Origin of the sequence: Acaryochloris marina S15 (genome assembly GCF_018336915.1) — a bacterium.
Classification (GTDB): Bacteria; Cyanobacteriota; Cyanobacteriia; order Thermosynechococcales; family Thermosynechococcaceae; genus Acaryochloris; species Acaryochloris marina_A.
Map to the genome: position 1 here is coordinate 2694727 of NZ_CP064923.1, position 26067 is coordinate 2720793.

General features: G+C 46.7%; 14 protein-coding genes, 1 tRNA gene and 1 riboswitch. Of the genes, 8 read left to right on the forward strand and 7 right to left on the reverse strand.

Going from position 1 to position 26067, the window contains the following annotated elements; genetic code table 11:
- The first annotated feature begins 73 nt into the window (after positions 1 to 73).
- Positions 74 to 2497: a sucrose synthase gene (locus I1H34_RS12825; protein ID WP_212665954.1), complete on the forward strand. Its 2424-nt coding sequence runs from the start codon at positions 74 to 76 to the stop codon at positions 2495 to 2497.
- A gap of 88 nt (positions 2498 to 2585) precedes the next feature.
- Here I1H34_RS12825 and I1H34_RS12830 read toward each other — a convergent pair whose 3' ends face one another.
- Together I1H34_RS12830 and I1H34_RS12835 are read right to left on the reverse strand one after the other, a co-directional pair.
- Positions 2586 to 3182 (reverse strand): 4-vinyl reductase, encoded by a 597-nt coding sequence (locus I1H34_RS12830; protein ID WP_249370073.1) that lies wholly within the window; start codon positions 3180 to 3182, stop codon positions 2586 to 2588.
- A gap of 244 nt (positions 3183 to 3426) precedes the next feature.
- A complete protein-coding gene (locus I1H34_RS12835; protein WP_249370075.1) occupies positions 3427 to 5520 on the reverse strand; it encodes a SpoIIE family protein phosphatase in 2094 nt (697 codons plus the stop codon).
- A 458-nt stretch (positions 5521 to 5978) separates the two neighbouring features.
- On the opposite strand from I1H34_RS12835, the gene I1H34_RS12840 reads away from it, so the two are divergent.
- The 4 genes from I1H34_RS12840 to cobW all read left to right on the forward strand — a co-directional run bounded on the left by I1H34_RS12840 (position 5979) and on the right by cobW (position 15932).
- Positions 5979 to 9089, forward strand: coding sequence for a hybrid sensor histidine kinase/response regulator (locus I1H34_RS12840; RefSeq protein WP_212665957.1), 3111 nt, complete (start codon positions 5979 to 5981; stop codon positions 9087 to 9089).
- 45 nt (positions 9090 to 9134) lie between these two features.
- Positions 9135 to 13898, forward strand: a complete 4764-nt coding sequence (gene amt / locus I1H34_RS12845) for an ammonium transporter (protein WP_212665958.1) — start codon at positions 9135 to 9137, stop codon at positions 13896 to 13898.
- A 121-nt stretch (positions 13899 to 14019) separates the two neighbouring features.
- Positions 14020 to 14160: riboswitch (cobalamin riboswitch) on the forward strand.
- A 19-nt stretch (positions 14161 to 14179) separates the two neighbouring features.
- Positions 14180 to 14842 (forward strand): HupE/UreJ family protein, encoded by a 663-nt coding sequence (locus I1H34_RS12850; protein ID WP_249370081.1) that lies wholly within the window; start codon positions 14180 to 14182, stop codon positions 14840 to 14842.
- Positions 14843 to 14870: 28 nt separating this feature from the next.
- Positions 14871 to 15932 (forward strand): cobalamin biosynthesis protein CobW, encoded by a 1062-nt coding sequence (cobW, locus tag I1H34_RS12855; RefSeq protein WP_212665959.1) that lies wholly within the window; start codon positions 14871 to 14873, stop codon positions 15930 to 15932.
- A 5-nt stretch (positions 15933 to 15937) separates the two neighbouring features.
- Here cobW and I1H34_RS12860 read toward each other — a convergent pair whose 3' ends face one another.
- The 4 genes from I1H34_RS12860 to I1H34_RS12875 all read right to left on the reverse strand — a co-directional run bounded on the left by I1H34_RS12860 (position 15938) and on the right by I1H34_RS12875 (position 20223).
- On the reverse strand, positions 15938 to 16993 hold the full coding sequence (locus I1H34_RS12860; protein ID WP_212665960.1) for a PilW family protein: 1056 nt from the start codon (positions 16991 to 16993) through the stop codon (positions 15938 to 15940).
- The gene (locus tag I1H34_RS12865) at positions 16990 to 17811 is read right to left on the reverse strand and encodes a pilus assembly FimT family protein (RefSeq protein ID WP_249370159.1); all 822 of its coding nucleotides are present in this window, start codon (positions 17809 to 17811) and stop codon (positions 16990 to 16992) included. The genes I1H34_RS12860 and I1H34_RS12865 overlap by 4 nt, the downstream gene beginning before the upstream one ends.
- 110 nt (positions 17812 to 17921) lie before the next feature.
- Positions 17922 to 18446 (reverse strand): PulJ/GspJ family protein, encoded by a 525-nt coding sequence (locus I1H34_RS12870; protein ID WP_212666250.1) that lies wholly within the window; start codon positions 18444 to 18446, stop codon positions 17922 to 17924.
- 451 nt (positions 18447 to 18897) lie between these two features.
- A complete protein-coding gene (locus tag I1H34_RS12875) occupies positions 18898 to 20223 on the reverse strand; it encodes a diguanylate cyclase (RefSeq protein WP_249370083.1) in 1326 nt (441 codons plus the stop codon).
- Between the two features lie 221 nt (positions 20224 to 20444).
- Here I1H34_RS12875 and I1H34_RS12880 point away from each other — a divergent pair, with 221 nt between their 5' ends.
- Positions 20445 to 21338 carry an aspartoacylase gene (locus tag I1H34_RS12880; protein WP_212665961.1) on the forward strand — a complete coding sequence of 298 codons (894 nt, stop codon included), beginning with the start codon at positions 20445 to 20447 and terminating at the stop codon, positions 21336 to 21338.
- Positions 21339 to 21390: 52 nt separating this feature from the next.
- Here I1H34_RS12880 and I1H34_RS12885 read toward each other — a convergent pair whose 3' ends face one another.
- A complete protein-coding gene (locus tag I1H34_RS12885) occupies positions 21391 to 22248 on the reverse strand; it encodes an alpha/beta hydrolase (RefSeq protein ID WP_212665962.1) in 858 nt (285 codons plus the stop codon).
- A gap of 257 nt (positions 22249 to 22505) precedes the next feature.
- On the opposite strand from I1H34_RS12885, the gene I1H34_RS12890 reads away from it, so the two are divergent.
- Both I1H34_RS12890 and gcvP read left to right on the forward strand, forming a co-directional pair.
- Positions 22506 to 22579 (forward strand) — tRNA-Arg (locus tag I1H34_RS12890).
- Positions 22580 to 22798: 219 nt separating this feature from the next.
- Positions 22799 to 25765, forward strand: coding sequence for an aminomethyl-transferring glycine dehydrogenase (gene gcvP, locus I1H34_RS12895; RefSeq protein ID WP_212665963.1), 2967 nt, complete (start codon positions 22799 to 22801; stop codon positions 25763 to 25765).
- Positions 25766 to 26067 lie beyond the last annotated feature (302 nt).

Below are 26067 nucleotides of genomic sequence, written 5' to 3' on the forward strand. Positions count from 1 at the left end.
CTGACAACTCTATTGATACGTCTGTTGCCATCAGACTTAATATAGTCCTAGGTCCCATGTCCGGAGCATCTTTATGTCTCAGTTGATTCAAGCGGTCTTAAATAGTGACGAAAAAACGGATTTGCGGCAGTTTGCCAGTGAAGTTCATAATCAATCCGAGCGCTATTTACTCCGCAACGACATTCTGAGCGTATTTGACACCTTCTGCGAGAAATATAAGAAAACCCCTGCCTTTCAGCTCTCTTCACGCCTACAGAAGCTGATTTACTACACCCAAGAAATCCTGGTCGAGGATGAAAATCTCTATCTGATTATTCGTCCCAAAATAGCTTCTGAAGAAGCCTACCGCTTAGATTCACGAGAATTGGTCTATGAGCAAATCCAGGTTGATGAGCTACTGGACCTGCGCGATCGGTTTGTGGGGCACTACCATCCCCAAGATGGAGACATCCTCGAAATCGATTTCCGTCCCTTCTACGACTATTCTCCCGTCATCCGAGATCCCAAGAATATTGGTCGAGGCGTTCAGTATCTCAATCGATACTTATCTAGCAAGATGTTTGAGGGGCCTCAACAATGGCTATTCTCCCTCTTCTCATTCCTCAAACTCCATTCTTACAACGGCACTCAACTCCTCATTAACCAAAGGATCCAAAACCCAGAACAGCTGTCTGAGTGCGTAAAACAAGCCATTGGCTTAGTGGGTGGGCTATCTCCAGAACAGCCCTATCCCGAATTTAGATTTGACTTTCAAGAACTAGGATTCGAGCCGGGCTGGGGGAATACCGCCGCCAGAGTTTTAGAAACCTTGGAAATGCTAGATGAGCTGATCGATTCTCCTGACGATCAGGTCTTAGAAGCCTTTATCTCTCGCATTCCCATGATCTTTAAGATCGTGCTGGTTTCGATTCACGGCTACTTTGGACAAGAAGGAGTTTTGGGCAGGCCCGATACCGGTGGGCAAGTCGTCTATGTCCTCGATCAGGCCAAAAGCCTAGAGAAACAGCTACAAGAAGATCTACAGTTCGCAGGTCTAGATACTCTAGAAGTTCAGCCCAAACTCATTATCCTGTCTCGATTGATTCCCAATAGTGAAGGCACCCTCTGTAATCAGCGGCTCGAAAAAGTTCATGCCACCGACAATGTTTGGATTTTGCGAGTTCCCTTCCGAGAGCTGAATCCCAAATACACCCAAAACTGGATTTCCCGGTTTGAAATTTGGCCCTACTTAGAAACCTATGCGATTGATGCGGAACGGGAATTACTGGCTGAATTCCGAGGGTTGCCGGATTTGATTGTTGGTAACTATACAGACGGCAACTTAGTCGCCTTTCTCCTATCTCGTCGGTTAGGAGTGACTCAATGCAACGTCGCCCATGCCCTAGAGAAATCGAAGTATTTGTTCAGTAATCTGTATTGGCAAGATCTAGAAGAGCAATATCACTTTTCCATGCAGTTTACCGCCGATCTCATTGCTATGAATGCGGCGAATTTCGTGGTCACCAGTACCTATCAAGAAATTGCAGGTCGCCCCGATACCATTGGTCAGTATGAAAGCTATCGCTCCTTCACCATGCCCGATCTGTACCATGTTGTGTATGGGGCAGAATTGTTCAGTCCTAAATTTAATGTTGTCCCCCCTGGCGTCAATGAAAGTGTCTATTTCCCTTTCACACGTCACCAGGAGAGAACACCAGGAGATATAGATCGGCTGGAAGAGTTGCTGTTTACCCTTGAAGACCCTGAACATGTATTTGGTTATTTAGAAGACCCAGAAAAACCTCCACTGTTTTCCATGGCTCGATTGGATCGGATCAAAAATTTAACAGGCTTGGCAGAATGCTTTGGCCAGCATCCTCAACTCCAGGAGCACTACAACCTCATTCTGGTAGCAGGAAAACTGAGAACGGGTGATTCTGTCGATCATGAAGAAATTAACGAAATCGAACGTCTGTACCGAATCATTGACCAATACAACTTACATGGAAAAATTCGCTGGTTAGGGGTTCGCTTTCCCAAGCAAGATTCGGGTGAAGTCTATCGAGTCATTGCCGATCACAAAGGTATCTTTGTCCAACCTGCCCTATTTGAAGCTTTTGGCTTAACGGTTTTAGAAGCCATGATTTCTGGACTTCCTACCTTTGCCACACGTTTTGGGGGGCCATTAGAAATTATCCGAGATGGTATCGATGGTTTTTATATCAACCCAACCCATACAGAAGAAATTGCCGCTAAATTGCTAGAGTTCACAAAGGAATGTGAAACCAATCCAGACTATTGGCAACAAATTTCAGAACAAGCTATCGAGCGAGTCTATACCACCTACACTTGGAAAATCCACACCAGTCGCTTACTATCTCTTGCCAAAATATATGGTTTTTGGAACTATACTTCTAGGGAAAATAGAGAGGATATGCTCCGATATATCGAGACTATTTTCTATCTACTGTATAAACCCATGGCGAAAAAGCTATTGGCTAAGCATATGGACTCCTAAACAAAATGTAGAGCTTTGACATCACAGTTTATTTAGCTCAATATTGTGCTGTGATCATATTTCCATACATCAATATCAAGTGAATGGCTTAGTGAATATCGTGGACTGCCTGCCAAAATGCTTCAGAATTAACCAGGCCACTGTTCCCTAGAATAAACGTACAATTTTGATGCCCCTTCTCATGGCATTCAGTTTCGATGGCCTCATATTCATACCCTGACAAGCTGCTAAAGAATCCTGCTAGAACGCCAGCAACCAGTGGGCATACTGGCTTATTTTTTGTCGCTTTTGTGCGATGGATCTTAGTATTGGTAAACGTTACAAAAAAATAATCACTTTGTTCTTGGCTTAATTCAAGATTAACGTTACCGTACTCAGACAAATAGGCATAAACCCACCACTTCTCTAGAATTGTCTTCCAACCTAAATCGAGCAAGGAAGGATTCTTGGGGGCAAAGGCTAGATAAAATGCTCTAAATTCCCTCTCTCCTAATTCTTTACCGATTTGATAGATGTCCTGGGCTGGAAATTTCTCGACAATCCGATTGAGCATCTTTAAAGAAGTAGAAGATATTTGCATCTTCTGGATAAAGCTCCCACTTCTTTGATCGTTCAAAGCATGAAACCGCTGCATCGCCAAAATAGAAGGAAGCTGGTTGATAGCTCCTTCACGATTCAGAGACAAAGGAGTTACATTGAGCTGGGTACTTATCATGGTAGAAATGACACTACTAAGGTGTAAATCAGGCTTAGTTCTTAGTATGTCAAGGCCAGGTTTAACATCATGTCTCAGGAATTGTTTGAGTTGTCTAGCTTAATGTCTATCTTTTTATTTAGATAGATTTTTTCAAAATCATAAACAAGCTGAGTTCTAAAAAACAGATTTCTGTTAACCCAATTCTATAAAATATCAAGTGTTCCTGGATTTTTTAGTAGGGATTGGCAGTCATCGGTGTAGCAGACTGGGCTGCATAAGACATTGGTGGCAGGGTTTGCTTGGGCTGAACTGAGTCAAAGGAGATTTTCATCAGGGAGTAGTCGTCTTCAAAGCTCTTGTTGCCAGCAATATGTTGAATCTGCTGAAAAAGCGGATCGAGGGAGTCAAACTGCCGACGTTGGTATTCGGAGACAACGGTCATAAATCCTTCAAAGGTCCATACTTCGCCATTGGGTTGCATAATTTCGTAGACGCCATCACTGAATAGGTAGATGGCACTACCCGCTTGGATATCGCATTCAAATTGATCGTAGGGAAAGCCTGACATCATACCAATGGGAATACTACGAACCTCCAAAGGCTGAATCGGCGTCTGGGCAGAGGCCAAAAGCACTGCCGGATGACCACCACTGGCATACTTTAATTTTTGGGTCTTACAGTTATAGACTCCATACCAAATCGTGAAGTAGTCATCCCCTTGTTCATTCATTTGAAAGACTTCATTGAGGCCATCTAGAACAGAGCTGGGCTGATAGAAATCTGTATCCAACAAGGATTGCGATCGCACCACGTTAAGCACAGAAACAGAGAGTAATGTGGAACGGATACCATGGCCCGCTACATCTAGTAAGTAAATGGCGAGATGATCTGAGTCTAGCCAATAGTAATCAAAGACATCTCCCCCCAATTGATTGGATGGGATGAATTGATGCTGAATCGAAACGGGCCCTGTCATGGGTGGAGGAATTAAGGATTGGACATAGCCAGCGGCCTGGTCCAGCTCAGACTGCAATTTCGCATGCTGATGTTGGACCTCTTCCTCCGCTCGTTTACGCATAATAAACTCGCCAAGCTGAGTGCCAATAGACCCCATAATTTTTAATAGGCTAGCATCCATCGCTTGATGTTCACGCTTGCTAAACACCATCACCCCCAAACGGTTATAGCCTTCTAGGATGGGAAAGCTAAAGGCGGTTTGCATACCTGCCTGGGGAAACGAATTAGCATGAATATCATGAATGGCATTATCGGTTAACCATAGGGGACCATCATGGGTCCAGATGCGTTGAATCAGGCCTGAGGCCAGGGCAAAATTAGCAGAGCTAGATGCCACCTGAAACGAGCCCATCTTTTCTTCTAGTTCAAACCAACTTTCCACACATTTCAAGGTGTTGTTAGTCTCATCCATCAACCACAGCTCACCATATTCCCATCCCAAACTTTTGCTAATCGCTTGCAATAGATTGGGGACAGCCTCGCTTAAGGTTGCCACTTCGGCCAAAACTCGAGTGGTGGCTCGCTCAACGGACAAGCGTTGATCTTGATATTTACGTTCTGTTATGTCTGCAAGGGAACCAGAAATTCCGACGATTTTGCCATCTGGCCCAGGAATAGCGCAAGCATAGACTTCCATCCAGCCAAAGCTACCCGCTTTGCGGAGAAATCGAACATCAAAACGACATTCCGATTGTTGTCTGTGAAAAAGTTGATTAATGTACTGATTGAACTGGTGCCGATCACCTGGATGGACATATTCAGCCAAACTATGGTTGATGGCCTCTTCACGTACAAAGCCCGTTAATTCTGACCACACTGGATTGAGAAATGCTAAATTCCCTTCTTGGTTGATTTGGAAAATCACCTCTTTTAAGTGATCAACCACCGATCGATAGCGAGCTTCACTATCCCGAACAACTTGCTCAGCCCAACTTGCTTCTAATAAATGACGCAATCGGCGTCGCAGAATAGGGGGATGGATGGGTTTTGTCACATAATCCATCGCTCCCGCTGCAAACGCTTTGTCAACTGAGGCTTGGTCATCTAAACCTGCAATCATCAGAATAGGGGTGGATGCACCTAAGGGCAGCTTCTGCAATTCAGCACAGCAGGTAAATCCATCCATAACTGGCATTTTGGCATCCAACAGAACCATATCAGGCTTGCGGGCGAGATAAGCATTCAGGCACTGCTGACCATTTTCAACATCGACTACCTCACACCCGTCTTGCTCCAAAATCAGGCGAAGAATAATTCGAGTTGATCGATCGTCATCGACAACTAAAATAAGCGGGGTACGTTTTTCCAAGGTCTGACTCATCTCACCAAAACTAGAGAATGGGGAAGAACAATTTTTCGGAGTAAATCATGGCTTTTGGTACTATTTTGCCAGATTTTCTGGAGCTAAATTAGCGACTAACTATTCAAATATTTATCTCCTAGTAAGCCCACCTGTCATTCAAAACATTACATCTCCAGCAGGATCGATAAAACTACCATAATCAGCATTTTTTTCCTCTTCAATTTGCAAGACTAAGATAGCGGACAAAGCACTAGCTAGATTTAGTGTAAAGGCTGATACCCCTGCCTAAATTGTTCGGTCTAGGAGCGATAAGGGCATGCTAATGATGCAGCAATGGAGAAGCTTTCTCTTGCCAAAGAAAGTCTTTCTAGAAATCAACTTCCTTCTCAGTAAACATTTACATCAAATAACTATTAAAAAAAGAATATTTTTTAATACTCAACTAACATCTATCAAGCGAAAAAATGCAGCCGCTGAATTCATCAAAGTTTAGCCTGATTGATGGTCTGAAACAATGTTTAGCTCCCCTTCGTTCTCCCCTGAGTCGTCAGATTGGCATTATGGGGTTAGGAAGCTGCCTCATTGCCGAGGCTGTCATTTTAGTACCGGCCTATTTCAGGATTAGAGAAGCCAAACTAGGCCAACTGGAAGCCCAAAGTTTAACCGCAATCACCCCTTTGGCCAGTTTCGCTAACACGAAGTCCTCTCCAGACCAGCTAGTTGATACGGCTGAGACCCTCATGCAGGGGTCAAACGTCATGGGTGGCACCCTCTACCAAAATGGGAGTAAACGGGTCACGTTTGGGACTTCCCCTACATTGCCAGATTTTTCTAATCCTGACATAACCAGGGTTTGGAACAACTCGTCATCGACTTACGATATTACTTGGCCACAGCAAGAGAATACCGGTTATCGATTATCTTTAAGGCTGGACGGGACAGAGATTCAGGCAGCAGCCCTAACGAGCTCTCTACAGTTAGCCGGATTCATTCTGCTCATTTGGATTACGTTTACGATTATTACCCTACAGGCTGTGAGCCGTACGGTTATCAGTCCCCTCAACCAGCTGTTAGATGAGTTACGGAAAGTTGAAGTTGCCATGTCTGGCGATCCTAGCCAGGTGGAATTGAGTTCTCTGGAATGCGATCGCAACCATGAATTAGCTGAGGTCATCGATACCTTCAATGTTGTTCTCCAACGAGCCGCTCTCAATATTGGCCAACTCAAAGACAGCATGATTTCCCTGTTGGAGACTCGGCAGCAGGAGTTAGAGGAGATGGTTTCTGAGCTCCAATCTGCTAAACATGAAGCAGAGACAGCCAATCAGGCCAAAAGTCAATTTCTGGCCAATATGAGCCATGAAATTCGCACCCCCATGAATGCAGTCATTGGCATGACTGGTTTACTCTTAAATACGCCTTTAGAGACACAACAACAGGATTTTGTCGAAACCATCCGCAGTAGTGGGGATGCCTTACTGACCCTGATCAACGATATTTTAGATTTCTCCAAAATTGAGGCAGGGAAGCTGGATCTTGAACAGCAACCCTTTGAAATCAGGACCTGTATTGAAGAAGCCTTGCTGATCGTTGCATCGAAAGCCTCTGGTAAAAATCTGGAGCTGGCTTATCTGATTAATCCACCCACGCCAACCGCCATTCTGGGGGATATTACTCGCCTACGTCAGGTTTTAGTCAACCTGCTCAACAATGCGATTAAGTTTACAGGCGAAGGGGAAGTCGTCGTTTATGTGTCTTCAAAACCCATTGAGACTATAGATATGGGGACTGATACAGACCTGGAAGTGATCGCCGAAGCCACCCCCTATGAAATCCAATTTGATGTCAAAGACACGGGAATTGGCATTCCCCCGGACAAGTTAGAGCATTTATTCAAATCTTTTTCCCAGGTTGATGCTTCTACAACCCGTAAGTTTGGGGGTACTGGCCTTGGTTTAGCCATTAGTAAGCAGCTCAGCGAACTGATGGGGGGCAAAATATGGGTCACTAGCGAGGTGAGTCTCGGGTCCACCTTTTCCTTTAACATTGCTGCCTCCGAGATTCCGAACTATGTCAGCCCCAAAGCAGTCTCAGATATTCAGTTAGCGGGCAAACAGCTCTTGATTGTGGATGATAATGCCACCAATCGAGAGATCTTATCCCTACAGGCTCAATCTTGGGGAATGTTAACTTGTGCGGTTAAGTCCGGCATTAAAGCCTTAGAGTGGCTGCAACGAGGTGTAAATTTTGACCTCGCCGTCCTTGATATGCAAATGCCGGAGATGGACGGGGTGACCTTGGCACAGAAAATCCGGGAAGAGCCCAACGGTAAAACATTACCCCTGGTGGTCTTAAGTTCTTTAGGACAAGATGACATCCGAGCCCGGGCTGGCGACATTAATTTTTCGGCCATTTTAAACAAGCCTGTTCAGCAAGCTCAACTTCAAAGCGTCCTCTCCCAAGTGCTAGACAACCCTCTGATTAAAGTTGAGCAGACCTCAGGCGTTCAAGAAAAACCCACCAATCTAGGTGATCAACATCCCTTGCGCATCCTCTTAGCAGAGGATATGGTGGTCAACCAAAAAGTGGCCCTGTTGATTTTAAAACAATTGGGCTATCGAGCCGACGTTGCCAACAACGGTCTAGAAGTCATTGAAGCCTTAGAGCGGCAATCCTATGATGTTGTTCTCATGGATGTGCAAATGCCAGAGATGGATGGTCTCACCGCAACCCGAGAAGTTTGCCAACGCTGGTCCCCTGAAGATCGTCCTCACATCATCGCCATGACCGCCAATGCCATGCAGGGCGATCGAGAAATGTGTCTGGATGCGGGTATGGATGCCTATATCACCAAACCCGTCCGCGTCAACGAGCTAAGGGATGTCCTCAGTCGGTGCCAACCGATGGAGGAGCCTGAGGAAACACCTCCTCCTATTCCTGTGGCACCATTGCAGCCCGTCAGCCTCAATGAACCGACTCCACCAGACTTGCCCATGGCACCGGAAAGCTCTCAACCCGTTGCCGTTTTAGTGGGGAGTACAGCAACCCAGCAGGTCCAGGCGACTGAACAGATTCCCCAATTAGAAGAGAATCTGTCAGTACCGTTTCCTCAAAGCACCTCCATTCCCCCTCTCCCCGAGATACAAGCTACTCTTGCGTCTCAAGAAACAACCGTAATCATGGAACAACCAACGATGGCCGAAACCTCAATGGATCCGAGCATTATTGACCCCGCAGCATTGGATAGTTTCCGCCAGCTCGCTGGGGAACATGCGTCTTTACTCATTGCTGATTTGTTAAACACCTATCTGGAAGATGCACCGGGGCGAGTCGAAAAAATGCATCAGGCCGTCAAAGACGCTGATCCAGATGGGTTAAGTGATGCAGCCCATGCCCTGAAATCAGCCAGTGCCAACCTTGGTGCTAAACAACTGGCGAGTTTCTGTTCCGAGGCAGAAGCCCTCGGGCGTTCAGGTACGACGGCAGGATCTGCAGACGTTGTCTCTCAGATTTCTCAAGCCTACGAGACCGTTCGCATTGCTTTTGAAGCGGAAATGGCTGCCTGCAGTGTTTAGGAATGTCCTGCTAGGGGGAACCCCAGTTTTAACTAGGTAACGCTTATGTTATGGCTACTTGTCTGTTCAGCACTAGTCTTTGTGATGCAACCCGGGTTTATGTGCCTGGAGTCTGGACTTACGCGTTCCAAAAATAATATCAACGTTGCCATTAAAAATTTTGCAGACTTTAGCCTATCCACCCTTATCTTCTGGTTTTTGGGCTATGGCTTGATGTTTGGAGCATCCATTAACACTGTTATCGGCACGGATCAATTTCTAGCTTCCCCTGAAACAGACGCAGCTCTAGCAGCGTTTATTGTCTTTCAAACTATGTTTTGCAGCACTGCAGCCACCATCGTTTCAGGAGCTGTGGCGGAGCGCACTAAGTTTGGGGGCTATCTGATGATCACTGCCTTTATGGCCAGTGTGATCTACCCCATCTTTGGGCATTGGGTCTGGAACGGTATCGAAGCTGGACAAGTGGAGGGCTGGTTAGGACGGATGGGATTTGTTGATTTTGCCGGATCAACGGTCGTCCATAGTGTGGGGGGATGGGTTGCCCTAGCAGCTATTTTAATTATTGGGCCTAGACAAGGGAGATTTTCCAAGACAGATGCCCCAAAGGAGATTTTGGGGTCAAGCTTACCATTATCCGTCTTGGGTGCTTTACTGCTATGGATGGGATGGCTAGGCTTTAATGGCGGGAGTGGTCTAGAATTCAGTGACCGCGTTCCGATCATCTTACTGAATACAGTGCTCGGCGGTGCTGCTGGGACCCTGACTGCAGGTGCTCTAGGATGGTGGCGGACGAAGATTCCCAAGATTGAGTTAATGATTAATGGTTCCCTGGCAGGACTAGTGTCGGTGACCGCCAGTTGCCATGTCATCAACCCACCCCTAGCTATCATCATCGGTGCCATCGGTGGAGCCGTCATGATGGTGGTCAAACATTGGATGACTCAGCTACAAATTGACGATGCAGTTGATGCCGTACCGGTTCATTTGGGAGGCGGAATTTGGGGCACCTTAGCGGTCGGGCTATACGGTCGCCCAGATTTACTAGAGACCGGCCTCAATCGCGGTAGCCAAATCGGCGTTCAGCTTTTGGGGATAGCCGCATGTGGGGTTTGGACCTTCGGTTTGAGTTGGCTTTTGTTAAAAGGGGTGGATCGACTGATGCGCTTGCGGGTATTGGCAAAAGATGAACAGATGGGCCTTAACTTTGCCGAGCATCATGCCAAATCTGAAGTCCTTGATTTGTTCCAGGTAATGGATCAACAGGCAGAAGACCTCGACTTCAGCTTGCGGGCTCCCGTTGAACCCTTTACAGAGGTCGGTCGCATTGCTACCCGCTATAACCAAGTGATTGATGCGTTAGAAAAGTCTAATCACGAATTGTTGGATACGAAAACCACCCTAGAGCAACAAGTGGAAGCTCGAACAGCGAAACTCGTTGAAACTAATCAAGAACTGCAGCAGCTTGCTCACTTGAAAGCAGATTACTCGCGAACCCTGGAAGCCGAGGTCGAAGCCAAAACTCAAAAGCTGAGACAAGAAATTGAAGAGCGGCAAGAAGCAGAAATTGCCCTGGCTCAGCAGGTTAAGCGAGCACAGCTTTTGGAGAAAATCACCCAGGCTATTCGTCAAAACCTAGATACCCAAAGAATTTTTCAGGCTGCAGCAGATCAAATTGGTCAGGTTTTTCAAGTCAGTCGTTGCCACTTACATAGCTATACGGAAGATGGAGAGGCCTCTATTCCTGTTGTGGCAGAATATACAGCTCCTGGTACTAATTCACTTCTCGGCATTGAGATGCCTGTGGCGGATAATCCCCATGCCCAACAGGTCCTCGCTCAGGATAAAGCTGTCGTAACTCCGAATATCTATACCGATCGATTGCTGGAAGCCCTGATTTCAGATTCTCAGCCGGTTACCTTGAAGTCGATGTTAGCGGTACGCACGTCCTATCAAGGCAAACCCAATGGCGCGATTATCTTACAACATTGCGATCGCAGATTGTCTCGCCAAGCGTATCTGTCCCAACCCGATGCCCATGAGGACTGTTTTCGAGCTTGGCCCGCTGCCGAAATCGACTTATTAGAAGCAGTTGCTGACCAAATCGGCATTGCCCTGGCCCAAGCCCAACTGTTGGAACAAGAGCAATCCCAGCGCACCCAGCTGCAACAAGAAATTTTTGAGCGCCAACAAACTGATGCGGCTTTAAAGGAAAGCAAGGAACGGTTTCAATTAGCCGTTCAGGGGTCAGGAGATGTCCTTTGGGATTGGAATATCGTTAACAAAGCCTTTTATCTTGCCCCCCGATTTGGTCAACTGTTGGGCTATGAAACCGATGAGTTAGACTGCACCTTAGACACCTGGAAAGCCCATATTTGTCTAGAGGATCAAGAGCAGGTCTCTCTGGCTCTCAAGCATCATTTAGAACACTTAGTTCCTTACGAAGTAGAGTATCGTCTGCGGACAAAAGCAGGCTATTACCTGTGGGTGTCCGGTCGTGGTCAAGCCATCTGGGATATCGAAGGCAAACCCATCCGCATGGCCGGATCTATTCGTGATATTACAGAAAACAAAGCAGCCACTGAAGCCCTAAAGCAACAAATGCGTCGGGCTGAACTGGTAGAAGAAATTACCCGTAAGATCCGTAAAAATATAGACCGCCAACAAATCTTCAAGGCCACTGTTCAAGAACTTGGCAAAGCCTTTCAAGTCAGTCGGTGTCATCTTCATACCTACGTCACGCAACCCAAACCCCATTTACCCATCGTTGCAGAATACCTAACGGGAGAGTCCCCCTCCATGCTGGGGACCGACATTTTGCTGGAAAACAATCCCCATGCCCGCAAAGTTCTACGGCATGATCGCGCGGTTGCCTCTGCTAATATACTCAGCGATCCTCTTCTGCAAACCGTTGCGGACATTTTTGTGCAAGGCCAAGTTAAATCCATGTTGGCAATTCGCACCTCCTATCAGCGCAAAGCGAATGGAGTGATTGTGCTACAACAATGCGATCGCAACCGGGACTGGACCCAAGCCGAAATTGAACTCATAGAAGCCGTTGCCGGACAAGTTGGTATTGCCCTAGCCCATGGTCATCTCCTGGAGCAGGAACAACAACAGCGCCAAAAATTGACTCAGAACAATTCAGCATTGAAACAAGCCCGGACAGAGGCCGATGCTGCCAACGTCGCCAAAAGCGAATTTTTGGCCACCATGAGTCATGAAATTCGCACCCCGATGAACGCGGTCATTGGCATGACGGGTCTGTTGCTGAATACAACCTTAGATAATCAACAACGGGACTTCGTTGAAACCATTCGCAGCAGTGGAGATGCCCTGTTAACCCTGATCAACGACATCCTAGATTTCTCCAAAATTGAAGCTGGAAAACTAGAATTTGAAGAACAGCCCTTTAGTCTACGGGCCTGTATTGAAGAATCCCTGCGTCTAGTGGCCCCCAGAGCCATTGATAAACAGCTCGAACTTGCCTATTTATTCGATCCCACTACCCCCAACCACATCGTGGGCGATGTTACCCGGCTACGCCAAATCTTGGTGAATTTACTCACCAATGGCGTTAAATTTACGGAGCAGGGTGAAGTAGTGATTTATGTTCAGGACATCACTGATACTGAAACCGACCCGAAAGAGACGTCACCCCAACGGAAAAATATTACCGATATTCAAAATCAACGTCGTTTGATCCAATTCGAAGTCAGAGATACCGGCATTGGTATTCCGGAAGATCGGATGAACCGTCTGTTCAAATCCTTTAGCCAGGTGGATGCCTCAACTACCAAAAAATATGGGGGTACAGGACTTGGATTAGCCATTTGTAAATCTCTCTCCCACATGATGGGTGGCCGGATCTGGGTCGAGAGCAAAGCTGGTGTTGGGTCTAGCTTTTTCTTTACTATTGCGCTACCTGTTGCCCCTGAGGGAGACAATACCCTCGATCAATCTCAACAAATACTCGATGGCAAGCAGCTACTTGTGGTGGACGACAATCCCACTAATCGCAGAATTTTGACCCTACAAGCCCAAACCTGGGGCATGGGAATCCAAACTGTTAGCGGTGGTGCTGAAGCCCTGGCACTCCTGAACAGTGACTCCCAGTTTGATCTGGCGATCTTGGATATGCAAATGCCCGAAATGGATGGGGGCGAATTAGCAAAGCATATTCGACAACTCGATCAGGGAAAACAGCTCCCCCTCGTCATGCTCAGTTCCTTGGGACAAGACGAAATCATTAAACATAAGCAAGAAATTCAGTTTTCTGCCATTCTCAACAAACCAATCCAGCAATCCTACTTATACGATGCCTTAGCAGAAATCTTTGAAGGTCAGCGGATCAAAGTTAAACCCACTTTAGCTTGTCCTGTGAATTTGGAAGTACAGAGTGATCAGTCCCTCCAAATATTGTTGGCAGAAGATATTGTCGTCAATCAAAAAGTGGCTCTACTGATCCTGAAACAAATGGGTTACCGGGCAGATGTAGCCAACAATGGCGAAGAAGTCTTAGAAGCTCTTCATCGCCAGTCCTACGATGTCGTGTTAATGGATGTTCAAATGCCCGAAATGGATGGCCTGACAGCAGCCAGCTGCATTAAAGAACAGTGGAAGGAAGAGGAACGGCCCTATATTATTGCGTTGACCGCCAATGCTATGCAGGGGGATCGGGAAATGTGTATGGCAGCAGGAATGCATGACTATGTCAGTAAACCCATTCGTGTAGATGAGTTACAAACTGCCTTTGAACGGTATTATGCTCAGGCCAAACAACCCCAGGTGGCTTATGCAGCCCCCAACTGATGGCAACCCTCTTATCTGGAAATTCTAACCGCTTCTCCAGCCATATCTCTCAAGCTATTCGTCTCAAAGACGAATAGCTTTATGTTTATAAAGTCATCACCGTAGGTTGAAGCAGACATGATACGCTGATATCCTCATCGGTTTTAGTGGGGAGCAGCCACTAAAGTAATGGGGAAAGCTTGGTGAAATTCCAACACTGTCCCGCAGCTGTAAGCAGAGCATCTCTGTAAGTCAGAACGCCCGCCGAGATATACGGTAAACACTTCTGCGAGGCACAGAGAGTGACAGTACAGATTAATCGATCAAACCGAAGACCAGTATTTTTTATCCCCAGCATCAGCTTACTGGCAAGCTTAGGGGTTTTTAGTTCCAGTCTAGAGGCTCAAGCCCACCATCCCTTTGGCGGACAAACACCTTCCAATATTCTTGAAGGCTTTTTATCGGGCCTAGGTCACCCAGTCGTTGGTATAGACCACCTTGTATTTGTCATTGCCATTGGCTTAATGGCCGCTATTTTGCGTCAAGGACTTTGGGCTCCCCTTGCCTTTGTGACCACCGCATTATTGGGAGCGGGAATTCATCTACAAAGTTGGGACCTACCCGCTCCTGAATTCTTTATTTCTGCATCGGTCCTCTTAATGGGTGGCCTGCTGGCTCTTAAACAAAGTCCCCACCCTTGGTTAGCCTCCGGATTGGCTGGTTTTGCGGGTCTATTTCATGGCTATGCATATGGTGAGGCGATTGTCGGTGCCGAAATGACGCCTTTGGTGTCCTACTTAGTTGGTTTTTCAGTCATTCAACTGGTGATTGCAGCCCTAGCCTACCGCTGTGGACGTGCTCTCAATTCTGCTTCTTCAGAACAGTCTACCCTGCCATTAAGATTTGCTGGCTTTGCGATCGCAGGGATGGGACTCGCTTTTTTAAGCACCGTCCTTCTGGGCTAGGTTCAGTTATTTAGAGATCTTTAATACCATGCATAAAATTCCCGTAACGGTGGTCACCGGATTTCTAGGTGCCGGCAAAACGACGTTAATTCGCAATTTACTACAAAACAATCAAGGTCGACGGATTGCCGTCATGGTCAATGAATTCGGCGAAGTCGGTATTGATGGCGATCTATTGCGTTCCTGTCAAGTTTGTGACGAAGAAGGAGAGGTGGACAGCAATATCCTCGAACTCACCAACGGCTGTCTGTGCTGCACGGTTCAGGAAGAGTTTTTACCAACCATGCAAACCCTTTTGCAACGGCGAGATCAAATTGACTGCATCGTGATCGAGACGTCAGGTTTGGCCTTGCCTAAACCCCTTATCCAAGCCTTTCGCTGGCCCGAAATCCGCACGGGGGCGACGGTAGACGGGGTGATTACTGTAGTGGATTGTGATGCGATCGCATCCGGTACCCTAGTGGGCGATCTAGACGCTCTTGAGTCTCAGCGCCAAGCCGATGACAGCCTCGATCACGAAACCCCCATCGAAGAGCTTTTTGAAGATCAATTGGCCTGTGCAGACCTCGTTTTACTGACCAAGGGAGATTGTGTCGAACAAAAGGATCAAGAACGAGTCCAACACTGGTTGCGTCAAGAACTTCCCAGCGGTGTCAAAGTCTTACCTTGTCATGCAGGACAAGTCAGCCCCGACCTATTATTAGGCTTTAATGCGGCGGTTGAAGATCACCTAGAATCTCGTCCCAGTCACCACGATCACGAAGAGGAACATGATCATGATGATGACATCAATGCCATCCAAGTGATAGTCGACCAAGCATTTGACCCGAAAGAGCTATTGACCCAACTGCAAGCATTAGTTCAAACCCATGAGATCTTTCGGATAAAGGGATTTGTGGCCGTTCCCCAAAAACCGATGCGCCTCGTTATTCATGGTGTGGGGCAACGCTTTGATTCTTTTTATGATCGTCTTTGGCAACCTCAAGAAGCTCGCCAAACAAAGTTGGTATTTATCGGTGAGAATCTTCAACAATCCGAAATAGAGAATGCCCTTCTCCAACCCACGGCAAAACTTTCTCTTCAACCGTAGGACCATTACTTCGTGAGACACACCGTATTACTTTCTGGGCTTGTCAAGGCCCCAGTTGTGGCTATCACAGAGTAGCAATGCTGTTCGCCACTATTGCCAGACAAAGCAACTGAGGTCGAGGAATTGCTCCCACTATAAACTTGTGACTCATTGGTGACGACCACTTGCTGGACCCCATAGGCTGTCAGCGCCGTTTGACCAGACCATGTCCAAGACAAATCAACCGTATCGGTACCTGATGGTCTCGTCCCCGTCAGGACTGGGACCGTCTGCATATTACCCAATCGAGAGGTAGCGGTACTACTCAAACGGTGGATTTCCACATCCGATATATTGCTGTGCATCAACAAGTCCACTTGTGTTCCCTTCACACAGGCTTGAAACCCCATGGCTCCCACCAACACACCCGGTGCTAGGCAAGGGGGAGACTCATCATTCGCAGTTGCGATCGCATCTACCAAAGTATCGCTAGAAATAGGGTCACTACAGGGATTAATGCTGCCGTCCAATTCTGGGATCCGACCATATCGAAAAATTGAGTTTGGGGGTAGCCAATCTTGTCCACTAGCTCGCACATCGTAAACCACCCGATCATAGTTTGCGGGCTGGGGAGGCGAAGATCCAGCATTTGGCCCATCTGCTGGGCAAACTTGAGGGATTGACGAATTAATCGGGATTTCCAAATAGAGGACCAACGTGCCATAGGCCCCTAGATCGGCTAGGTCTAATCCTGCATCCGTGACCACATTTGCCAAAGTCGAGGAATTTGAGGCCACTACATTGTTTGTGTGATTGATGCGATTTGCCATTCTGATCTCATTACTAATGAAATCAAAGGCTCTACTTAAGTCATGGCGTCGAGCCGCAATAGATTCCGTTTTTTTGTTGGCTTGGGATGCAGTGACGACCCCAAACCCAATCACACTGGTCACTAACCCAGTAATGATGGTGGCAGCAAGAAGTTCTACCAGGGTTACTCCCTGTTCATGTAATCGAGGATGATCCTGCAGGGGAGTCTGCTGCACCAACGGCCCTATTCGCCAGTGTTGGAAATGCTTCATTGCTGGTCCCATTTCTCTGCAATGCAACGTCCAGTCGTCGTAATTGCTAACGGCGTCATTTCACCGGTATAGGTCCCTACTCGGGTCAGTCCCAAGGTATTCGAAATGGCGATACAACGCTTCGTTCCTTGGGCATCATCAGGAAAAAAGAACACAATCTTGCCGCTAGGGTCAGTCGGGCTATTCCCGTTGCTAACAATCGAGAAGTCGGGGTTACCTAGAACACCAAACCGAATGGGAATATCATAGGAAACCCCTGACTTAGATGTCCCTGGTGAATCTTCATCACCGACAAAATCACCAGCAACTTGCATACACTTCCCAGAATTTAAGGGCTGACAAGGTGAAATAACTTGCACAACCATGCCCGCATTAGAGGCTCGCTCGGCTTGTTCCGCTAAATCTGACAAAGCAATCAAAGAAGAGGCTCGCTCGGCTTGTTCCGCTAAATCTGACAAAGCAATCAAAGAAGGGGAAACACCATTACTCACCCCCTGCACTATCTGGCTATCAGCAATAACCCTGCCCTTTTGACTCGTCAGGGGACTCGAACCATCATTGGTTAAATTCGTAGCGATGGAAATTTCAGATGCTAAGTTGCGATCCCCCGTCTTTAAACAAGACCCCGTGACCTTCCCATCTACAAAATTTAGAGTCACTGTACAAACTTTGTTCCCACGGATCGCTTCCCGTTGGGTTTCGTTAAGAGCAGTCCGAACTTCAGCAACGGTTTGCTTCAGTCTGGCTCGATTCAGCATTCCCCAAACCCCTGGCGCAGAAATGCTAGCAACGATACCCAAGATGGCCACAATCACCATCTTTTCTATCAAGGTAAATCCAGATACCGGAGATAACCTCCAGGGGGGCAGTCTCAAGTTGTTGGGGAGCATCTACGAACCTCAGGGATGAAAGCGGATATCAGAACGATTTAGGGACACTTGAACACAGCATGGGGTATCACTTCAGTATTGACTATCGCAATCGGTTTGCTTTCCCCCTGGGCCGTTACCTGGTAAGTCACATTCAACAATCGAAATGGGTCCGATGAACTAGCATAATTGGCCGTGCGCGTCAGCGTATAGTATTTTCCACCTAAAGCTCTCGGGCCAATAGTGGCAGAGGTCCCCCCTAAGCCCGCTACAGTATCGTTTAGAAACCCTGCAGCTAAACCATTGCTACTCAAGGTTGCTAAGCATCGAGAAGAATAAGGCTGTGTTAATACCTCATACTGGGTCGCTTGATTAACCACCATTTCTAGGTCTTCTTGTATCCAACTCACTGCTTCGTCATATTGAGTAGCCACAACGCGAAATGCAGCAGAGGTAACAATGGCTTGCATCGTCATAGAGACAAAAACAGCAGCAACAATCATTGCCACCAATACTTCTATCAACGTAAAACCAGTATGTCGACGGTCAACATCGACGGCTTTGCAAGATGAGCGAGTTGGCATCACTCCCCATTGCAGCACCCACCACCGATACATAAAATTCATTGCCCTACATTGACGCATCATCATATCCCCATCAGCGATCCATTCTTGCACTCACAAAACGATGTGACATCAATCGATTGATTCTCAACATCCGCTCAATATCACACGTTATCTAGCAACTTGAACGCAACACTCCTAGCACTGTCATGGGCATCCTCTTAAGGGCTGAGAAAGTGAGATATAACCATGGCTAAGGTACCTATATGCCCACCCACCGCTTTCTTTTGAAAGAGGTGTATCTTTATTCCTCAATCTCATTATTCGTTGGACCAGCTATTTTTTCGACCGGAGGAATACTGATATTCGATATCCAAGACCATTACATTCTTCCTGGGACCCTCTTACATACTCATTCACTCCGTAGTTTTAACTAGACTGATTAGGAGGCTACTGGGCGACTCAAAGATAATTAACCTGAACTGGAGCGAAAAACTTCTGTTGCCAGGCAAACCCGATTTCGTCCCAGTTTCTTCGCTTGAAACAAGGCTTGATCGGCTTTTCGTAACAGTGACTCTTCAGACTTCACATCACTCGGAAAAGTCGCTAACCCCAAACTTGCAGTCAGATGAATTCGATCTTCCGAAGAAATACGAATGGGTTGAATTGCAATTTCTCGACGAATGCGATGGGCAACAGCCACACTATCTTCTGCAGACGATTTGGGCAATATGATGGCAAACTCTTCTCCCCCATAGCGACTAACAATATCTCCCGGACGTACCTCTTTTCTAAGGAGTTGAGCAACACAACACAATGCTGCGTCCCCGGCCTGATGACCATAGGTATCATTTAATTGTTTGAAATGATCGAGGTCCACCATAATTAAGGAAACGGGATGTTCGTCGCGCCTAGACCGTTCAAATTCTACCGATAACCAGCGGTTGAATTCCCGGCGGTTATACACTTCTGTCAGACCATCTAAGGTTGCTAACCGCTCCAAATCCGTTTGACTTTGCTCCAAACTCCCTGCCATTGCATTAAAAGTATTGGCAAGGCGAGAAAACTCATCTTGGGTTTTGAGTTTAATTCGATATTTAAAGTTGCCGTCGGCTAAATGCTTAACGCCCTCTTGTAACTGATAAAGAGGAACTAAGATCGATCGAGATAAAGCATATGCACAAATAACCGCTATGGTCAGGGCTAACAGGAAAATGATTGCGACTAATAGCCTGACTCGCTCTCGGACTAATTGCGCTTGTCGAAGATTTTCAGTATTTTGAAACGCGATCAGTCGATAATTGAGCTCTTGAACATTTTGGAGTATCTTTTGCAGTTTTATCTGAAATTTGGATATTTTTGTAGATTTATTAGCTTTAGAGGCCTGAATACTAGATCCTACGATTTCTAAGCCTAATTCTTCTAATTGATTCCACTCTTCCTGAATCCGATATATCGATTCATTTCGTTCAGGCAATTGTGAAGGCCGGGTCAAAATAATTTTGAAATTATAGTTAATATCAGCAGCAGTCTTTTCGAATTCAGTAACGGAAACTGTTTTAGAGACAAAACTTTCTACATTAATGACCCCAGAAATGTCTAGCAATAATCCCTCTATTCTAGCTAAGGGGAATAATTCTTCTAGCCCAACATTTTCTTGCTTTTCAAAACTATCTATTGCCCCCTCGAAAGATACCAAGGCCCCTCCTGCAAGTAATAAAAAGGGGACTAACATAGTTCCTAAGCCGATGCTTAAACGCTGGCGGAGGGAGGTCTGGCGAGGAGACCTAATGCGCATAAGGAGCAAACAATACAAAAGGGGTTATTTTATTATTCCCGAATCATAAGGACTTGGTAAAATTATGAAGCGGATATTGGCAATCGACTTCAGAGTTTTTAATTATTTTAGAAACCTCATACTTATATTTGTCATTCTTAACTACCTTTCCTCTATTTTTTGTAGGATAGATTGGTAATTATGGCCTCCACAAAACAATATAATACTTTTGAGGCAATCTATTGAGTAACAAGCATATTCGACAGGTTGTCATTGTCGGGGGAACCCATGGTAATGAGCGTATAGGATTGTATTTAGTCAAGAAATTTAACCAAGATCCATCTTTACTCGTTCGCCCTAACCTTTCCACCACTTGTCTGATTGGTAATCCCCAAGCCTGTAATGAAAATCGACGATACATTGAAACTGATTTGAATCGGTGTTTTATCAAAGCAGATTTAGAAAACAATCTGTTGGGTAGGCACGAAGAGAAACAGGCTAAAGTACTCCACCAGCAATTGGGTCCTAAAGGGAATTCTGAAAATTTTCTATTAGATCTACATTCCACCACAGCCAATATGGGGATGACCCTTATCCTGGTCAATGGCCATCCCTTTAATCTGCATCTAGCGGCATATCTGACCCATCACAATCCTCACGTACGGATCTACCGGTGGACCCAAGGGGATCAAGAAAATGCTTTTGTCAGCTCACTTTGTCAACTGGGCTTTGCCATAGAAGTGGGCCCTATTCCGCAAGGCATCCTGTTAGCCTCCTTATTCAAGGAGACCGAAACGTTGATTCACCAAACCCTTGACTATCTAGAGCAGATAAATCGGGACTCCTCACCCCTTTTACCCAAAACTCTCACTCTATTTCAGCATCTTGAAGTCGTCGATTTCCCGAAAACACCTGGTGGAGAGTTGACAGCCATGGTTCATCCTCAACTTCAGGGTAGGGACTATCAGCCACTGAATCCAGGCGATCCGATGTTCTTAACGCTTGATGACCAAACCCTTTTCTATAAAGGTTGCTCAACCGTATGGCCAATTTTTATCAATGAAGCGGCCTATTACGAAAAAGGGGTTGCCATGTGTTTAACTCAAAAACAAGACATTCCACTTCAGCGTGATTAAGGTAAATCGTCAAAATACCAGGGCTTGGCAAGAGTCGAGACTTGATCGATATTCAGGTTTTTTCTGACAAGGCAGAGTGGGCGACATGTTGCTCTAACCAATGCTCCACATCCGCTAGAACTGTCTGATAGCCAAGATCTAGATGAAGATCATGGTAAGCATTTGGATATTCAATATAGGTCTTATCTGGATAGGTAACGCCTTGAAAGTAATGACGGCTAGAATCCGGCGGAATCGTCCGATCAGCAGCACCATGCAGCATCAGCACTGGAACTCTTAATTCTTCAACATGGGCATTTAACCAATCCAAGGTAGAGAAAAACTCTGTCGACATCCGGGCTCTACCCCGGGTATGGCGGAGTGGATCTTGAGCATGGGTCTGAACAATGTCAGGGTTACGAGATCCCGCTGCTACATCAATCCCCGTACTAAGGGCAAAACTGGGCCAAATAGAAGACAAAATCCGGCCAATGAAAAATTTAATGGGAGAAAGTCCAACTTTACCAATAGGCAACGCACTTAAAATAACCCCTTGAATGCCATAGGGCAGGCGAACAACATAATCTAGAGCAATCGTTGCCCCCAAACTGTGGCCATATATAAAGGTCGGACAGTGAGGTGAATCTGTTGTCACAAAGTGGATAAATCCCCTTAAATCTTCTCTGAGTTCTGACCAGTGGTTAATATAACCCCGCATCCCTTTCGATTGCCCATGTCCTCGTAGATCGTAGCTATAAACTGCATATCCACACTCAACCAGATGGGCGACAAGTGTACTAAATGTATTCGAATGGCTTCCTAACCCATGAACAATGACAAGGTTAGCTCGGATTTGATCTAGAGGCTGCCAGGTTTGGTAAAACAGGCTGAGACCTCCAACCCCTTTAAACCTGCCGGTGCGATGGTTCATGATTGCCCCTTGATCTCATATCTATTCTTTACGTTACCCAAATTTTTTCTAGGTTATCCTTTGCGTCATAGAAGCCTCCTGTTCCCTAACCTTTCTGGACTCTCCTTTTAAGAGAGTAATCATACAATCACCGACTTCAGCAACACTTTATTCTCTATTGTGATGTGATTCGGAGGAACAGATCATCTTGTTATTATGATGTGGCCTTTCTACAATCGCCGTTAACACCTTAGAATGTTATCGGTCTTTTTCTAGTTGGGGCTGTGGCTCAGTTGGATAGAGCAAGCGCCTCCTAAGCGCTAGGTCGGCGGTTCGAATCCGCCCAGTCCCGTTCCTATTTTCCCGTCATCTGCAGATACTGCTCTGTTCACAGTGGGCTAATAGATTGCTTAGCCCCCCTTAAAAGTGCAGGATGATCATCCTCCTACATATCTCTTTGCTAAACTTATAGAATTTTCACCCCTATTTAACGAGTAGGGTGTTTAAAACATCTCGTCTCCTTATACGCCTGTCCTACACTGACTCATTGTTTGAGGCATATTTGCTGATTATGACCCAATCCCCAACATCGACTTCCGTTTCTGCTGGACTTTCATCCTCTTCAGGAGATATCAGCAAATTTGATTCGCTGGCCTTACAACAACCAGCACTCTTGAAACCATCTGATACCTTCGCTTATCGCCACATCGGCCCCAGCGAATCTGAAATCGGTCACATGCTAGACATGATGAATGTTGAGGATTTGGAGGCGTTGATTGATGCTGCAGTGCCTGCTCAAATTCGTCTCAAGCAGCCTCTAAAGTTAGGGCAAGAGCGGGGAGAACATGAGCTGATCCAGGAATTACGCACGATTGCTGCTAAGAATAAAATTTTTCGGTCCTATATTGGTATGGGGTATGCCGGATGTATTACACCTCCAGTGATTCAGCGGAATATTCTTGAGAATCCCGGTTGGTATACCCAATACACCCCCTACCAAGCCGAGATTGCCCAGGGTCGGCTAGAGGCTCTGCTCAATTACCAAACCATGGTGATGGACTTAACGGGTTTGGAAATTGCGAATGCCTCCCTGTTGGATGAAGGAACCGCTGCAGCCGAAGCAATGGCCATGAGCTACAACCTGCAGAAGAAGCAGACGGCTAAAACCTTTTTTGTTTCAGAGCAATGCCATCCACAAACCATTGACATTATTCAGACTCGGGCATTGCCCTTAGGAATTGAGGTGATTATCGGTGATCACCAGCAATATGATTTTGCTGAGCATTCGACCTTTGGAACGCTGCTCCAATATCCTGCGACAGATGGGACTATTCATGATTATCGAGAGTTTGTAGAGGCTGCCCATGAGGCTGGAGCCTTAGTCACCGTAGCCACAGATTTGCTCAGCCTGCTATTGCTGACTCCACCCGGAGAATGGGGAGCTGATATTGCCGTGGGCAATAGCCAACGGTTTGGCGTACCCCTGGGTTATGGTGGTCCCCATGCTGCGTTTTTTGCAACTCGAGCTGCTTATCAGCGCAAAATTCCCGGTCGAATCGTGGGGATTTCCCATGATGTTCAGGATAAGCCAGCACTTCGACTGGCGTTGCAAACTCGTGAGCAACATATCCGTAGAGATAAGGCGACGAGCAATATTTGTACGGCTCAAGTTTTATTAGCTGTGATGGCTGGGATGTATGCGGTCTACCACGGCCCCCAGGGGTTAAAACAAATCGCGGATCGGGTGCATGGATTGACGAGTCTGTTAGGGACTGGGTTGAAGAAACTCGGGTATGAGCTGACTTCAGAGCTATACTTCGATACCGTGACGGTGAAGTTAGGGACTTTGTCGGCGGAGGAATTGCGGGTGCGATCGCAATCCCAATCCATCAATCTCCGGTATCTAGATGCCGAAACGGCTAGCATTGCTTTTGACGAAACCACCACCCCAAAGGATCTATGGGATGTCCTCAGCTTATTTACCTCAGAGGATCTCAGCTTTACCCTAGAAGATTTACTGGCTGAAGCCCTCTTCGACTATCCAGAGCTGCATCAGCGCACGAGTCCATATCTGACCGAACCTGTTTTCAATATCTACCATTCAGAGTCAGAACTGCTGCGCTATACCCATCGACTGCAGGCTAAGGATTTGTCCCTGACTACCTCGATGATTCCCCTAGGGTCCTGCACCATGAAGCTCAACGGTACTTCAGAAATGGTGCCCGTGACCTGGCCTGAATTCGGTCAGCTCCATCCGTTTGTTCCAGTGGAACAAGCCCAGGGCTACAAAGAACTCTTCCAACAGTTGGAAACAATGCTGGCAGAGATAACCGGGTTTGCCGGAATCTCTCTCCAACCCAATGCTGGATCTCAGGGAGAATATACGGGCTTATTGGTGATTCATCAATACCATGCCAGTCGAGGAGAAACCCATCGCAATATCTGCTTAATTCCAGACTCTGCCCACGGCACCAATCCTGCCAGTGCGGTGATGGCTGGGATGAAAGTGGTAGTCGTAGCCTGCGATGAGTTGGGCAATATCGATATGACCGATCTGCGCCAAAAAGCAGAGCAGCATCGCGACAATCTATCGGCGCTGATGGTGACTTACCCCTCTACCCACGGCGTCTTTGAAGAGACAATTAAAGAGATTTGTGACCTGATCCATGAGTGTGGGGGGCAAGTCTATATGGATGGTGCCAACCTCAATGCCCAGGTGGGGCTCTGTCGTCCTGGAGATATTGGCGCAGATGTCTGTCACTTGAATTTACATAAGACGTTCTGTATCCCCCACGGTGGCGGTGGTCCAGGCATGGGGCCGATTGGGGTGGTAGCCCACCTCGCTCCGTTCATTCCTAAACATCCAGTGGTGTCGATGGGAGGAGAAGCAGGGATTGGTGCTGTAGCGGCGGCCCCCTGGGGCAGTGCCAGCATTCTGCCGATTTCTTGGGTTTATATTGCCTTGATGGGTGCCAGTGGTTTAACTCGGGCAACCAAGGTGGCGATCCTCAATGCGAACTATATTGCCAAACGTCTAGAAGCCTATTACCCAGTCCTTTACAAGGGAAAATCGGGGTTAGTGGCCCATGAATGCATCCTTGACTTAAGAGGCGTAAAGAAGACAGCCGGGATTGAAGTCGAAGATATTGCCAAACGGCTGATGGACTACGGCTATCATGCACCTACCGTGTCTTGGCCGGTTCCTGGCACCATTATGATTGAGCCGACGGAAAGCGAGTCCAAGGCTGAACTGGACCGATTCTGTGAAGCGATGATTGCCATTCGGGCTGAGATTGCTGAAATTGAAGCAGGGCAAGCAGATACTCAAAACAACGTCCTCAAGAATGCCCCCCATCCTGCCGATGTGGTGATTTCCGATAGCTGGGATCGACCTTATTCGCGGGAGAAAGCGGCCTATCCTGCTCCCTGGACTCGGGAATCTAAATTCTGGCCAGCAGTCAGTCGGATAAACAATGCCTATGGCGATCGCAACTTGGTCTGCTCCTGTGCACCACTATCAGACTACGCTGAGCAATAACAGGGGGGCTTCTTCCTTGAATTCGCTCTTTTCCCCCTTATTGATCGCTTACTCCCCAAAAAGTGGTTCATAAGGGGCAGGAGCGACCCACTCAATACGAACTGACCGTATTCCATTTAACAGACTTCGGAATGAGAATCAGTTATTAATTTATTAAGGTGATTAGCCATTAACGCTAATCACAATTATGGCTGACCTCAATCACAGTCAAGCCTGATCATTTCACTAATAATAGCTGCAGAAACTATCATCTATTGCGATAGCAGCGGGTCTTGAGCGATATATCGGCACTTTGGGTTTAG

Bases quoted from the DNA above. Each gene is read 5' to 3' on its own strand.
- I1H34_RS12825 (WP_212665954.1), top strand. From the start codon at position 74: ATGTCTCAGTTGATTCAAGCGGTCTTAAATAGTGACGAAAAAACGGAT.
- I1H34_RS12840 (WP_212665957.1), top strand. From the start codon at position 5,979: ATGCAGCCGCTGAATTCATCAAAGTTTAGCCTGATTGATGGTCTGAAA.
- amt (WP_212665958.1), top strand. From the start codon at position 9,135: ATGTTATGGCTACTTGTCTGTTCAGCACTAGTCTTTGTGATGCAACCC.
- cobW (WP_212665959.1), top strand. From the start codon at position 14,871: ATGCATAAAATTCCCGTAACGGTGGTCACCGGATTTCTAGGTGCCGGC.
- I1H34_RS12860 (WP_212665960.1), bottom strand. From the start codon at position 16,993: ATGAAGCATTTCCAACACTGGCGAATAGGGCCGTTGGTGCAGCAGACT.
- I1H34_RS12865 (WP_249370159.1), bottom strand. From the start codon at position 17,811: ATGGTGATTGTGGCCATCTTGGGTATCGTTGCTAGCATTTCTGCGCCA.
- I1H34_RS12870 (WP_212666250.1), bottom strand. From the start codon at position 18,446: ATGCCAACTCGCTCATCTTGCAAAGCCGTCGATGTTGACCGTCGACAT.
- I1H34_RS12875 (WP_249370083.1), bottom strand. From the start codon at position 20,223: ATGCGCATTAGGTCTCCTCGCCAGACCTCCCTCCGCCAGCGTTTAAGC.
- I1H34_RS12885 (WP_212665962.1), bottom strand. From the start codon at position 22,248: ATGAACCATCGCACCGGCAGGTTTAAAGGGGTTGGAGGTCTCAGCCTG.
- gcvP (WP_212665963.1), top strand. From the start codon at position 22,799: ATGACCCAATCCCCAACATCGACTTCCGTTTCTGCTGGACTTTCATCC.